At 37.6% G+C, this 14,917-nt stretch carries 10 protein-coding genes; 6 read left to right on the forward strand and 4 right to left on the reverse strand.

Translation table 11 applies throughout. The annotated features are described in order from the left end of the window. The first annotated feature begins 123 nt into the window (after positions 1-123). The 3 genes from HNP36_RS02185 (at position 124) to HNP36_RS02195 (ending at position 4,917) form a co-directional block, all read left to right on the forward strand. Positions 124-2,727 (forward strand): T9SS-dependent M36 family metallopeptidase, encoded by a 2,604-nt coding sequence (locus HNP36_RS02185; protein WP_184160949.1) that lies wholly within the window; start codon positions 124-126, stop codon positions 2,725-2,727. Positions 2,728-2,854: 127 nt separating this feature from the next. Further along, a complete protein-coding gene (locus HNP36_RS02190) occupies positions 2,855-3,835 on the forward strand; it encodes an EamA family transporter (RefSeq protein ID WP_184160946.1) in 981 nt (326 codons plus the stop codon). An 86-nt stretch (positions 3,836-3,921) separates the two neighbouring features. Then, positions 3,922-4,917: an alpha/beta fold hydrolase gene (locus HNP36_RS02195; RefSeq protein WP_184160943.1), complete on the forward strand. Its 996-nt coding sequence runs from the start codon at positions 3,922-3,924 to the stop codon at positions 4,915-4,917. Positions 4,918-5,146: 229 nt separating this feature from the next. Here the strand turns inward: HNP36_RS02195 and rplS are convergent, their stop codons facing one another. Next, positions 5,147-5,503 (reverse strand): 50S ribosomal protein L19, encoded by a 357-nt coding sequence (gene rplS / locus HNP36_RS02200; protein ID WP_034704964.1) that lies wholly within the window; start codon positions 5,501-5,503, stop codon positions 5,147-5,149. Positions 5,504-5,789: 286 nt separating this feature from the next. Between rplS and HNP36_RS02205 the strand changes: the two genes are divergently transcribed. Continuing rightward, positions 5,790-8,528 carry a fibronectin type III domain-containing protein gene (locus HNP36_RS02205; RefSeq protein ID WP_184160940.1) on the forward strand — a complete coding sequence of 913 codons (2,739 nt, stop codon included), beginning with the start codon at positions 5,790-5,792 and terminating at the stop codon, positions 8,526-8,528. A gap of 73 nt (positions 8,529-8,601) precedes the next feature. On the opposite strand, the gene HNP36_RS02210 is transcribed toward HNP36_RS02205, so the two are convergent. Beyond that, entirely contained in the window at positions 8,602-10,128 is a 1,527-nt protein-coding gene (locus HNP36_RS02210) for a membrane-binding protein (RefSeq protein WP_184160937.1), read from the reverse strand. A gap of 333 nt (positions 10,129-10,461) precedes the next feature. Here HNP36_RS02210 and HNP36_RS02215 point away from each other — a divergent pair, with 333 nt between their 5' ends. Further along, entirely contained in the window at positions 10,462-11,163 is a 702-nt protein-coding gene (locus tag HNP36_RS02215; RefSeq protein WP_184160934.1) for a CoA transferase subunit A, read from the forward strand. Positions 11,164-11,254: 91 nt separating this feature from the next. Here HNP36_RS02215 and HNP36_RS02220 read toward each other — a convergent pair whose 3' ends face one another. Beyond that, on the reverse strand, positions 11,255-13,057 hold the full coding sequence (locus HNP36_RS02220) for an ABC transporter ATP-binding protein (protein WP_184160931.1): 1,803 nt from the start codon (positions 13,055-13,057) through the stop codon (positions 11,255-11,257). Between the two features lie 121 nt (positions 13,058-13,178). On the opposite strand from HNP36_RS02220, the gene HNP36_RS02225 reads away from it, so the two are divergent. After that, a complete protein-coding gene (locus HNP36_RS02225; protein ID WP_034709462.1) occupies positions 13,179-13,832 on the forward strand; it encodes a CoA transferase subunit B in 654 nt (217 codons plus the stop codon). A gap of 167 nt (positions 13,833-13,999) precedes the next feature. Here the strand turns inward: HNP36_RS02225 and HNP36_RS02230 are convergent, their stop codons facing one another. Then, positions 14,000-14,818, reverse strand: coding sequence for a DUF4197 domain-containing protein (locus tag HNP36_RS02230; RefSeq protein WP_184160928.1), 819 nt, complete (start codon positions 14,816-14,818; stop codon positions 14,000-14,002). Between the last annotated feature and the right edge of the window lie 99 nt (positions 14,819-14,917).

The following is a 14,917-nucleotide window of genomic DNA, read 5'->3' on the forward strand; positions in this document are numbered from 1 at the left end:
AGGAAATGGTAAAAGTGGTATGAATGATAGATTTTGTGATAAAATATTTTATTTTTGAAATAATACCCTGAAAAATTATATTAATTGTGAATTATTTGTAAATTAGCGACTTTATTAGTAAAAATGAAGAAAATAACTCTACCTCTTTTATTTGCTGCATTCGCAGTATTTCCTTCTACTTTATTTTCACAAGATAATGAGAAGCTAGTTAAAGATTATATTTCTCAAAATAAGATTAGAGAATATAAAAAGAACGATCTTACCAACTTTACCATTGACAATATTGATAATTCCACATCAATGAATGGACAGGTTGTAAAGTTCCAGCAGATGTATAATGGTTTGCCATTATATAGTTCAGTAGGAACAGCACTTGTAAAAGATAATAAAATAGTTTATTACACGGATAACTTTGTGAAAGATTATTCTGTATCAGCTCCAAAAATTGCAACTGTTACTAAATTTAATGCACTTCAATCCATTGCAAAAGATTTAAGAAAAGATGAAATTTCAAATCTGCCTATTATAGGCTTTTCTGAATCTGAGCCTGTATCCGGAGCAGCTAAACAAAGGTTAGTGTATGTCGAGGATAAAGGAGATCTTAAACTTGCTTATGAATACTCTTTAAGAGAGCCGAAGTCTGCAAGCTATTGGAATATCCTGGTAAATGCTTCAACAGGGGAGATTATCAGTAAACTTGATTTAAATTTATCATGTAATTTTGAGCATGGTGCTTATTCCCATGATGACCATGAAAGCTTTGCTAAGAATAATCTTATAGGCCCTGTAAATACTTCAAATGCTGCTACTGCTTTTTTAGCACCTGATAATGCTTCATATAATGTATTCCCTTTCCCTATAGAAGCTCCTACATTCGGAGGAAGGTCTCTTATTTCAAATCCTTGGATGTTGACGTCTTCACCGGAAGGATGGCATTCTGACGGAACAACCCATTATACTTCAACAAGGGGTAATAATGTTCATGCATATGAAGATACAGGAGGTATTAATAGTGGTGTATCAGCAGAAGGAGGAGCGTCCAGAAGTTTTGATTTCCCTTTTAATATTCATTCCGATCCCGGTAGCAATCAAAATGCTTCCATTACCAATTTATTTTATGTAAATAACAGAGTACACGATATATTTTATAAATTTGGATTTACAGAATCGGCAAGAAACTTCCAACAGAATAATTTTGCAAACGGAGGTGTTGGAAATGATTATGTAAAGGCTGAAGCACAAGATGGAGGTGGCAGCAACAATGCAAACTTTGCAACTCCTTCAGACGGAAACAGGCCTACCATGCAGATGTATTTATGGTCCGCAGTAAATCAATTATTCTATTATAATGCTCCAAGTGCAGCTACCAGCCGAAATCCAACAGTTGGAACTGCTCAGTTTGGTCCTGCATTAGATGCTACGGGAGTTACAGGTAACGTTCAGCTTGCTTCAGTAATTGATGGCTGTACAGCACTTCCTGCAGGATCTCTTACCGGAAAAATCGGATTAATGGAAAGAGGTGGTACAAACTGCCCTTTCACATTAAAAGTAAAGAATGCACAGGATGCAGGTGCTATAGGTGCTATTATTTATAATCATACAGCGGCTACAAACTTCCCTTCACAAATGTCAGGGACAGATGCTACAATTACTATCCCGTCAGTGATTATCCTTAATCCTGAAGGAGAATATATTAAAAGCCAGCTTGCAGCAAGCACAACAGTTAATGTAACTTTAAAAGATGATCCTGCTACAAGTATAACTCCAGACGGAAGTTTCGATAATGGGATCATAACCCACGAATACGGACATGGAATTTCTAACAGATTAACAGGAAACGGCTATACTTGTTTAAGTTCAAGTTCAAGTAAAGAACAGATGGGAGAAGGATGGTCAGATTTCTTCGCTCTTATGGTAACCAACAGACCTGGTGATAATGCATCAGTTCCTAGAGGAATGGCTACTTACGCTGCGGGGCAAACTCCGTCAGGTGGAGGAATCAGACCGGCAAAGTATTCTCCTGATTTTACGATTAATGACTATACTTATGGAGATACAAACGGTATGGAATATACGAACCAAAGTGGAAATATCGTACCTGATGTTCATTCAATTGGTTTTGTATGGGCTACCATGTTATGGGATCTGCATTGGAAATACGTTGAAAGATATGGATACTCTTCTGATGTAACAGCCAATACAACAAACGGAAGTTCCAGAGTACTTCAATTGGTAACTAATGCCTTGAAACTGCAAGCATGTAACCCTACTTTTATTGATGGAAGAGATGCTATCCTTCAGGCTGAACTTGCATTAACAGGAGGACAGGATAAATGTATGATCTGGAGGGTATTTGCCAAGAGAGGTCTGGGAACTGGGGCTTCAGCCGGAGCTAAACTTAATATCAACGACCAGACTGAAAGTTTTACTCTTCCTGAAGGCTGTTCTGCACTTTCAACAGAAGACGTACAGATTGCCAAGAACAAGATTTCTATCTATCCAAATCCTGCGAAAAATGAGTTTTATATCAACTTCCCAAGCAGTACTATTGGAAAAGTAAGTCTGGAAATTTATGATATGTCCGGAAAACTGGTTTCTTCGGAAGACAAAATTTCACCGGAAGCTAAAAAAGCAGTTTCTACAAGTAACCTGGTAAACGGAACCTATATGGTAAAAGTTAAAGGTCTTGGTATTGATGCTACTTCCAAAGTAATTGTTAAAAAATAATAATTTACATAATCTCTATCTGAGAGTCGCCGCAAGCAAAGCTTGCGGCGATTTTATTTATCTATCATACCAATGTCCCGGATATTTAAATTATTATGTTGTAACTTTGCAGGCTGTTAAAAAAATTATGAAGAAGAAAAATATACTCAAAGGAGTTTTATTCGTAGGGATTGGGGCCAGTATATACGGAATGCTGGCTACATTTGTAAAAATGGCTTATCATGATGGTTTTACCACATCTGAAGTTACCACTTCGCAATTTCTGTTAGGGATTGTAGGACTTTTGATCTTGAATTTCATCCAGACCATTACATCGAAACAAAAACTTTCATCTCCAAGTTCTAAAGAGGTGAAAATGTTATTGCTTGCAGGAACATCTTTAGGCTGTACCAGTCTGTTCTATTATATTGCTGTTCAGTACATTAATGTTTCCATAGCGATTGTGCTTCTGATGCAGTCGGTTTGGTTCAGTGTTGTAGTGGAAAGTATAATTACAAAAAAATTACCCAATGCCCGGAAAATTACTTCTGTAATTATTGTACTGGTGGGTACTGTATTGGCTACAAACCTTATTAATATGGATATTGAGCTTGATTGGCATGGGATCTTCTGGGGTTTAATGGCCGCTGCATCCTATACGATGACTATGTTTACGTCCAATACATTGGCTACTCATCTTCCTGTGTTCAGGAAAAGTATCATTATGCTTTGCGGAGGTGCGGTTGTAGTATTCGGATTTTTATTTTTTGCACAGATAGGTCCTATGTATTCTGATGGATTAAAGTCTTTATATCTGAATTTTACGGAAAATACAGAGCATATTCATTCATTCAATTATTCAATATTCTGGACATATGGATTTGTTCTTGCTTTATTTGGAACCATTGTTCCGCCTATTTTGTTTAATATAGGTTTTCCGAATGCAGGACTTGGATTGGGAAGCATTGTTTCATCATTGGAACTTCCGGTTTCGGTAACTATGGCCTTTGTTTTACTGGGTGAAAAAGTTTTCTTCATACAGTGGATAGGTATCATCCTGATCCTTTTTGCTATCGTACTGATGAATTTACCTTCCAGAAGCGAAGTGAAGTCCGTGGAGTTTTCGTAATAAATGAAATTAAATTAAAAATAATATCAAGAAACCGTTCCTTTTGGAGCGGTTTTTTTAATTTTATTAGATCAAATAAAGTTTCTATGAAATATTTCAGAAAGGCAGCGGCAATGATCATGCTTTCCGCAATACCAACTTTCCTGTTTTCGCAGATAAAACCCCTGGATGCAGAGCTGTCTGAATATAAATATCCTTTTGAAGTTCATTATATCAACCTTAAATCTCAGAATAATGAGCTTAAAATGGCCTATATGGATGTCCAGCCCAAAAAGGCAAACGGAAAAACGATCATGCTTCTCCATGGAAAGAATTTTAACGGAGCATATTGGGAAAAGACCGCCAAAGACCTTTCAGATAAAGGATTCAGAGTGATTATTCCGGATCAGATCGGGTTTGGAAAATCTTCAAAACCTCAGAGTTACCAGTTTTCCTTCTCACAACTGGCTCAAAATACAAAAGCCATACTGGATAAACTTGAAATTGATAAAATAATAGTGCTGGGACACTCTATGGGTGGGATGGTAGCAACAAGATTCACCCTTCTTTATCCTGAAAAAGTTCAGAAACTGATCCTTGAAAATCCTATAGGACTGGAAGATTATAAAACATTTGCGGCCTACCAAACTATTGATGAAGCTTATCAATCAGAGCTGAAAAATACTGCTGAAACCTATAAGGCTTATCAGCTAAAATTCTACTACGACAATAAATGGAAAGAAGAATATCAGCCATGGCTGGACCTTATTGCAGGCTGGACACTGCATAAAGATTATCCGAAGGTGGCGTGGAATGCTGCACTGACTTCTGATATGATTTATAACCAACCTGTCTGTTATGAGTTCAAAAATATCAGAACACCTGCACTTCTTATTATTGGAACAAGAGACAGAACAGCAATAGGAAAGGATAGGGCGCCTAAAGATCTTCAGCCTAAAATGGGTCAGTACCAGGAGCTAGGTAAAAAGACACAACAGGAAATTCCTGGTTCAAAGCTGGTGGAGCTTGAAAATGTAGGGCATCTTCCGCATATAGAAGTCTATCCGGAATTTTTCAATGCTTTGTATGATTTTATTAAGTAGGACTGGGATGATATTTACATAATAATATAGGAGCAGAAATATGTAATAGATAACCATCCGCTTAATCGAATTAATTTTAATTGATTCTTCCTTGGCCCCCTTAAAATAATATAATTAAAACTTTGCGTTTAAGAAATACTACAGAGAAATTAATACATCAGATTATATGCAAAATAAAAAGAGACTATCTGAATTAGATAGCCTCTTTTTGTATGTATTGTTGTCTGAATTACTTTTTCTTGTAAGCAGCGTCTTTGATTCTAGCTTTTTTACCTCTAAGGTCTCTGAAGTAATAAATTCTAGATCTTCTAACTCTACCTCTTCTGTCAACTTCAATTTTCTGAAGTGCAGGCATGTTGATAGGGAATACTCTTTCTACACCTACATCACCACTCATTTTTCTGATAGTAAATGTTTTTGTAGCTCCGGTACCTCTTAATTGGATAACTGTACCTTTGAAGAACTGAGTTCTTGTTTTTTGTCCTTCTTTAATTTCGTAATACACAGTAATTGTGTCTCCTGCTTTGAATTCAGGGAAATCTTTTTTAGTAATGTACTGGTCTTGTACGTACTTTAATAAATCCATTATTAATAAAATAAAATGTTAAAGCTAAGCAACTTACACGTTCTTCGTCAGAGGTTGAATAACAGGTCGCAAAGATACAAAATAGTTTTTGATTCTACCAAATATTTAATGTGCTAAAAACTATAATTTTTTCGCGCTGTATCTGCCTGAAAATTAACAGTTCTTTTAAATTCCCATCAGGCACAGTTTATATAGGAAATCTACTTTTGCCCGAAATTAAAAAATCAGATCATTTTTTAGCATCTGATATACAAATCGAAATAAATCTATACAAAAGTAAACAACTATGAAACATTATTTCTTCTTTTTCTGTTTTGCCGTCCAGATGGCATTCGGGCAGGCATTGTTTCCCTACCTGCAGAATCCGACGCCCAATTCAATGATCGTCAACTGGAAAACAGCTTCCGACAACGAAACAACCGTGATCTACGGAACATCTCCAGCCAATCTGAATGTAACCGTTACCGGAACAACCAATATTTTTTCGGATACAGGCTATAATAACAACTATTATTACCACACGGCAAAGATTACCAGCTTGCAGCCAAATACCAAATATTACTACAAAATAAAGACAGGAACCAGCGAGTCATCAGTTTATAATTTCAGAACACTTCCTTTGCCGGGGCAGCCTGTTACTGCGGATGGGAAAATACGTTTCCTGATTATGGGAGACAACCAGATCAAGGCAGAACCGAGGTATGACAGTCTTACCTTAAATGCATTCAAAAAATTAAAACAGAAATTCGGGCCCAATTCCGATCCTTCTGATAATATTGCGCTTACTTTTATGGTGGGAGATCAGGTAGATGTGGGAACATTGGACCATTATGAAAATGTTCACTTCAAAAAGAACATCAAATTATCTCCCTATCTTCCTATCCAGACAACAGTAGGAAATCATGAGACGTACGGAACCCTCGGGATGAATTCTTATTATGCCCATTTCTATATTGATGAAATTAAGTACAAAAATATCAGTTCAGGAAATGAAAATTATTATGCACAGCAGGCTGGGAATGTTCTGTTTGTAAGTTTAAGTTCTGAACATACAGGAACAGCACAGCAGACATGGCTTTCACAGATATTGAATGAAGCAAACGATGATCCTACAGTAGACTGGATTATCTCTCTAAGCCACAGACCATACCAGGCAGAGCAGTACGTAGGTGATATCTCTACTTGGGTGAGAAACAATGCAGTACCCTTATTGACTACTTCCGGTAAATATTTAATGCACGTGGGAGCTCACCACCATTTGTATCACAGAGGCCAGTTAAAAGATACCCCGAATTACCAGATCATTTCCGGAGGAACTGCATGGGACCAGTATTGGGGAATGTCCAATGAACAAGATTTTGATGATGTGCAGAAAACACTGACAGACTGGACCTACCAGATCGTAGAAGTAGATGTACAGACCGGAAAAGTAGATATAGAATGCTACTCAATCGGAGGAGTTTATAACAGAAAATACAATGAACTGGTGGATACTTTTCACAGGTATAAAAATCAGCCGAAACCTTCAAAACCATCTGTTGCGAATACTTTTTCTACACCGGTAACATTACCTTTAACGCTGGATGGAAGTGCTTTTGCCTCTTCTAATGGAGAACTGCTGAATACCACACAGTTTTTAATCAGTAAGGCTTCAAATTTCTCTGTAATTGAGAAAGAATTCTACCGCGATTATGAAAACTGGTTCGGAAAGGACGGAAACGGAACACCGGACAGAACGAAAAATTTAAATGCCGGACTTGATATTACAAAGGCAACCATTCCCGCAAACTCTATTTCCAACGGAATTTATTATGTGAAGGTACGCTACAGGGACAGAAACCTGGAATGGAGCGACTGGAGTGATGCAAAACAGTTTGAAGTAACAGGAAGTGTAGTTTCTAATCCTACATTTACATTAGATAAAACAGAATATACCCAAAATGAACAGATAACCGCCACTTATACAGGAGGCCCCGGAAATCAGCAGGATTGGGTGGGAATTTATAAAAAAGGACAGACACCGGCAACAACAACCTCCCAAAGCTTCCTTTATACGAATGGACAGACGGCAGGAACCGCTGTTTTCCCGAATGGTCTTGCCAATAAAGGTCAGTACTTCGCAGGATTCTTTGCCAATAATGGCTACACAGAAATTACACCGAGAAAAAATTTCTACATAGGCCCGAAAGTACAGCTTCAGACTACAGCAGATACTTATCCTGTAGGCGGAACAGTTGTCGTTAATTACAGCAACGGCCCCAATCTGGTAAAAGACTGGATAGGAATTTACAAAATGGGGCAGACGCCGGGAACCAATACATCTATTAAATGGAGCTATGTATCCACACCTTCAGGAACATTGAATTTTACAGGTCTTCCAAAAGGATATTATTACGCTCAATATCTGCTTGAAGACGGATATACCGGAATAGGGGACAAAGTATTCTTTAAAGTAGGGGATATTGTCACGGAATTATGGATCAACAAGCCTGTTTATACATTAGGCGAAAATATTACCGCTTCATGGACAGATTCTCCTGGAATTATCAAGGACTGGTTGGGAATTTATCCTCAGAGTGTTCAGATTCCGGATGATAATTTTGTTTCCTATACTTACTTTGACGGAGTTACCCAGGGAACAAAAACCATTCAGGGAACAGCGCTTCCTGCAACACCGGGGAATTACTACATGGTGATGTTTACCAACGATTCTTATACCGAGGTATCCAACAGAAAAGAGTTTCAGATTACTTCCGCAACATTGGGAGCCGAAGAAGTAAAAAGTACTGAGAAAAACGTGGTTTTATACCCGAATCCTACAAAACCGGGAGAACCTACATTCATCAAAAGTGATTATCCTATTGAGAAAATTGAGCTGGTATCAGCATCAGGACAGCTGTTGTATGAATCCAAAAACATCAACAACCAACGCTTCTCTCTGGTGAACGAAAACCTTCCGAAAGGAGTATACTTTGTAAAAGTGCATACCCGGAAATTATTCACTTTAAAGCTTGTTATACAATAATATAATGATATATCAAAATAGTTTCGGCCGGCTTGAAAAGCCGGCCGAAACTATTTTGATTTTTAATTGAAAACTAATCAAAACCGTCAAGCAAATACTGCTCATGCATCCTGGTCTGAATGACCGTGAAAATATCACTTTCTTCATTGTCAGCCAGGACTTTGGCGTCCTGGATAAGCTGGCCGTCTGCGTTGTAAACTTTTACAATTATCCATTTTCCGCTGCGTTCGAGTTCTTTTATGCCCTGTTCGCCCTTAACTTTAATTTTACCGCTTTGCAGGATACCATCTTTAAAAACCGATTTATTCACCGCCTTGCCTTTAGCATACTGAACAACCTGGGCGGTAAAACCTTCAGGTTCTTCTAATGGCTGGCTGTAGGCAAACAACAGCGTACCTTTTTCATTATATACCGTTGAATCATAACCGTCCTGTTTGGCATTGAGCTTTTTTTCAGATCTCAGAGTGTTATCATCCCAGAAAAATTTAGATAAAACCAAAAGCCCGTTTTTATAATGTTCCTCGGTAACTCCTTCATATAAAATACCATTATAAGGCAGGTCATCCTTATACGTGATGTTGCTTTTCAGATTTCCGTCCGGGGTGTAATATTTGATTTCCTGCGTTACATCATCCTTGATAATTTTCTCTGAAGACAGTTTTCCGTTTTCGTCAAAAAACCTATTAAGAACCAGAGAACTGTTTTTATAAACATTGATCAGGGAAACAAGCGAATAGTCGTTGATAAACTGGTGGTCTTCCCCTTCCTGAGGGATCAGGGAATCAGAATCTTTATCATAGGTATAGGTAAGATGTGCTACTTTGTTGCCGTTTCCGTCATATGTTGTTTTGTAGCCGTCTTTTTTGTTCATTTTCTGTTCCTGCAGGATTTTTCCGTTTTTCCCGTAAATAACAACTTCCTTTATACTTCCGTCATTTTTGTATTTCTCAATTTTTGAAACCCTCATAGGGTTAGGATAGTATTCTACGAGAAGATTATTATCAGTGTTTTTAGAAGAGCTTGTTCCTATATATTTGCCATTTTCACCGTAATATTTAGTTTCACTGTTTCCGTCCTTGTCTGTTACAGTTTCGTACCTGATTCCTTTAATATCGTTATCATACACAATAGTTCTGGACTCTGTGGAACTTTCATATACTGTATAAGAGTTAAAGTAGGATTCATTCTCTATATTCTTATACATATAGGATTTGCCCTTGAAGTTACCGTCTGCGCTGTACACCAGATCTTCCAGAGGCCTTCCTTTGTCGTCAAAAGTCTGGGAAGGTCCCACCTGCTTCCCGCCGGAAAAAGTTGCTGTGCTGTTTATTTTTCCTTCGGGGTTGTACCAGGTTACTTTACCGTCATACACCTCACTACCCGGTGTAGGGTCCGAAGCAAGGCCTTCCATTTGAAGTTTTCCGTTTTTATAAAAGTCTTTGATTAGTGTAAGCTTACCTTTGGCTGCGGTTTCCCTGTAAAATTCCATTTTATCCTGAGTGGTTTTCTCCCAGTTTTCATCAAAATAGATCTTTTCCTGGGCATTTATACTGATACTCAGAAACAGGGCAAGAACTGCTGTTGTAAATAATTTTTTCATGTTTTTATTATCATTTAAATGGTTATCAGATTGGGGGTTAAATATCCTTTGTTTAGATTACATAACTGTCGTTTTCCAATGTCAAATATAAATCATTTTACTGAGAAATAAGACTGTGTTTAACTTAGGAAGACCCGTAAAATCCCGGAATTTTTTATATTTGTTGATTCCTGAAGTTGAAATCAAATAGGTGACGGTAATTTTGAATGCATCAGTTTTCTTGAATTAAATGCCATAAGTTTGAACTTCCTTATAAAATGAGTAAATAAATTTCCGCTTACTGTAGATTTAAGAAAAATGATTAAATTTAACCGACAGAAAATCTAATATTTCATGATAGATAAAAGAGTAAAAAATGCCACAGAAGCCATCGAAGGAATTAATGATGGAATGACTTTAATGCTGGGGGGATTTGGCCTTTGCGGTATCCCTGAAAACTCCATCAATGCTTTAGTGGAAAGCGATGTAAAAGACTTAACGTGCATTTCAAACAATGCAGGAGTCGATGATTTCGGGCTGGGATTATTGCTTCATAAAAGACAGATCAAAAAAATGATCTCCTCATATGTAGGGGAAAATGCAGAATTCGAAAGGCAGATGCTTTCCGGAGAACTGGACGTTGAACTTACTCCACAGGGAACTTTAGCTGAAAAATGCAGGGCGGCACAGGCTGGAATTCCTGCTTTTTATACTCCTGCAGGATACGGAACAGAAATAGCAGAAGGTAAAGAAGTCAAAGATTTTGACGGGAAACCTCATATTCTTGAACACGCTTATAAAGCAGATTTTTCAATTGTAAAAGCCTGGAAAGGAGATTATGCCGGAAACCTTATCTTTAAGGGTTCTGCCAGAAATTTCAATCATCCGATGGCTGGCGCTGCAAAAGTCACCATTGCTGAAGTAGAAGAGTTGGTAGAACCGGGAGAATTAGATCCCAACGAGATCCATATTCCGGGAATCATGATCCAAAGAATCTTCCAGGGAGAGAAATTTGAAAAAAGAATAGAGCAGAGAACAGTCAGAAGCAAAGAATAATTTCTGAGATTAAATTTGTTTAAGCTTTTACTTTTTAAATAGGAATAAAATCTACAATAAAAAAGCGCTGAATTCATTCAGCGCTTTATTTTTATGCTTGAGGGTTAAGCATTTTTCTTTCCCCGATCTGTTGTCGCCACATGGCGTAGTATAGTCCTTTTTCAGCAATTAAATTATCGTGGGATCCCATTTCTACAACCTGTCCGCGCTCCAGAACATAGATCCTGTCCGCATGCATAATAGTACTTAAGCGGTGGGCAATCAGAACGGTAATTTGCTCTCTTTCTTTCGAAATACTTTTTATAGTGGAAGTTATTTCCTCTTCAGTGATACTGTCCAAAGCAGATGTTGCTTCATCAAAAATCAATAAATGAGGTTTCCTTAAAAGCGCTCTGGCAATGGCGATTCTTTGTTTTTCCCCGCCACTCAGTTTCAGCCCGCCCTCTCCAATAACAGTTTCAATACCCTTTTCAGCTCTTTGTAACAAGGCGGTGCAGCTGGATTTTTCTAGAGCAACAGCCAGCTCAGATTCCGTAGCCTGTGGATTAACAAAAAGTAGGTTTTCTTTGATAGTTCCTGCAAAAAGCTGGGTATCCTGCGTTACAAAGCCAATCTGGTTTCTTAATTCATCAAAATCAAATTCCTTTCCGTTGATGGAATTGTAAAAAATATTCCCTTCCTGAGGCCTGTAAAGCCCAACCAGCAATTTTACCAGTGTACTCTTTCCGGAACCGCTTGGCCCCACAAAAGCAATGGTTTCTCCATTTTTAACATCAAAAGAAATATTATTTAAAGCCTTATACTGAGCAGATTGATGTTTAAAAGAAACATGCTTAAATTCCAGCTCCTCAATAGCACCGATTTGTTTTGGATGAAGCGGTTTTTCTTCCACATCTTTTTTCATTAAACGGTCAAAATTCTGAAGAGATGCTTCTGCTTCACGGTAAGAAATAATGATATTCCCGATCTCCTGCATCGGCCCGAAAATAAAGAAACCGTAAAACATAAGAGACAGATACTGCCCGGGAGTAACTACATTTTTAAAAATCAGGAATAACAAGGTCAGGGTGATTAATTGTTGAAGAAAATTCACCATCGTTCCCTGGATAAAGCTTAAAGAACGGATGCTTTTAACCTTTCTGAGCTCAAGTCCCAGAATTTTATATGTATTATTATTTAGACGGATTACTTCCTGACTCGTTAATCCCAGACTCTTGACAATTTCTATATTTCTTAAGCTTTCCGTGGTACTTCCTGCTAAAGCCGTAGTTTCCGAAACGATATTTTTCTGGATGCCCTTTATTCTTTTGCTCAGTAAATTGGTGACAAATGCAATCAGGAAAATTCCGCAGATATATACCGGCATGATCGACCAATGGAGACGGATCGCATACACGGAAACGAAAATAATACTCACCAAAATACCAAAGAAAATATTAATAAAATTGGTAATGAACTTTACAGAATCCTCCCTTACTTTCGTCAGGATAGATAAAGTCTCACCACTTCTCTGATCCTCAAATTCCTGGTAAGGCAGCGCCATAGAGTGTTTTAAACCATCCGTAAAGATTTTTGCACCAAACTTTTGCGTAATAACACTTACCGCATAATCCTGAAAAGCCTTGGCAATTCTGCTCACCATAGCTGTTCCGATAAGTAATCCTAAAAAGTAAAAAGCACCGTGATAAGCCGGGCTTCCATATAAATATTCGTTCAGGCTTCTCGGAAGGAACTTTTCCTTATCAAAGAAGTTAGGATGGGTAACCAACTGATCCAGAATATTACCCGTAATAGCCGGAGCAAACAAAGAAAAAACCTGATTAATGGCTGCCAGAAGCAAAGAAATGACAATTAACCATTGGTAAGGCCTAAGGTATCTTAAAAGTATTTTCATTTTAATAAATAATGCTGCAAAATTAGAGATATTATTTTGACTTATAACATTAATAATTTTGAATAACAAAGACCTTTTGTATTCAAGTGAAAAGAATTAAATTGCAGTCTAAGTTTTTACTATGCTTACAAAAGAACAAATTGCCAAAAGAATTTCAAAAGAACTGAAAGATCGTTACTATGTAAACCTGGGAATAGGAATTCCCACTCTGGTTGCCAACTATGTTCCGGAAGGTATTTCCGTAGAATTCCAGAGTGAAAACGGAGTCCTGGGGATGGGGCCTTTCCCTTTCGAAGGTGAAGAAGATGCAGATATCATCAATGCAGGAAAACAAACTATTACGATCCTTCCAGGAGGTTCATTTTTTGATTCCGCATTCAGTTTCGGGATGATCCGCGGCCAGAAGGTAGATCTTACTATCCTGGGAGCGATGGAGGTTTCAGAAAACGGAGATATTGCCAACTGGAAGATCCCCGGAAAAATGGTAAAAGGAATGGGAGGCGCAATGGATCTTGTAGCTTCTGCAGAAAATATTATCGTTGCTATGATGCACGTGAACAAAGCCGGAGAAAGCAAAATTCTTAAGAAATGTACCCTTCCGCTTACAGGTGTTAACTGTGTGAAAAGAGTGGTAACAGAATTAGCGGTATTGGATGTTACTCCAGCCGGATTCAAACTTGTGGAAAGGGCTCCGGGAGTTTCAGTAGAGCATATCATCAAATCAACAGAAGCAGATCTGATCATTGAAGGTGAAATTCCTGAAATGCAATTCTAATAAAACAAAAACCTTGTCACTGGCAAGGTTTTTTTATTGATTTTTATTTCAATTTCCAGGTCTTGACTTTTTGTTTCTTTTGTTTCAATACAAAAGAAAAAGCTAACTCAAAAAAAGAGATAGCTTTTGTATTTTATAGCATCAAGATTGTAATACTAATCTTTAACTTATTTCCCATCCTGAGCCCCAAAAACCTTCTGTAAAATAGAAGTCGTTCTCATGGCCGGCGTATTTCTGATCCCGCTTTCTTTATCTGCTACCATTTTAAATACCCCGTTAATAGTTTCTGTGGTAACATATTCATTAAGATCCGTTGTTACAGACTGTCCTGTAAAAGTATTGTATTTAGAGATCAGGTTTTTCCAGACTGTATCTGCACCCACTTTTCCCAGAGAAGCTTTTACCTTTGGCTGGAAAGCTGTAAACAGCTGGCTTTGCGTCTTGGACTGTAAATAACTGGTTGCAGCATTATCACTCCCCAATAAAATATTTTTAGCATCTGTGATTGTCATTGAGGTAATAGCTTTGGTAAAAATAGGAGCAGCCTCTGTTACCGCATCTTCAGCAGCTCTGTTCAACAGTTTTACACCTTCATCAGCAAGACTTCCCATTCCTATAGAACGCAGGGTAGTATCTATTTTTCTTAACTTTTCAGGCATTAAAATCTTTACAGCTTCATTCTTTAAAAAGCCATCGGTTAAAGCCAGTTTCTTTACACCATCAGTTACCCCAAGGCTCAATGCTTCCTTTAATCCTGAAGAAATCTGTGTTGAAGTAAGGTTCCCCAGATTGACAGAAGAATTTTGAGTTGAGGTCGTAGTAGTTGTAGTGCTTGTGGTACCTGTTGTAGAGGTTTTAGGCTTTGTAGGATTTTCAAGGTCAATTCCGGTTTGGTTCTTAACTGTAGATTTAATAATATCCATCAATTGTGCCTGTGCAGAAACTGAAAATAATAACCCTGCAGCGAATAGAATATTTTTTCTCATTGTATCTTTTTTGCAAATTTAGATGATTTATTATTTAATAAGTTAAATGCTCAAAGAGTTTTGGAAAATAATTAACTTAGCTAAAACCTTAATCATACC

The organism is Chryseobacterium shigense, assembly GCF_014207845.1.
Lineage (GTDB): Bacteria > Bacteroidota > Bacteroidia > Flavobacteriales > Weeksellaceae > Chryseobacterium > Chryseobacterium shigense_A.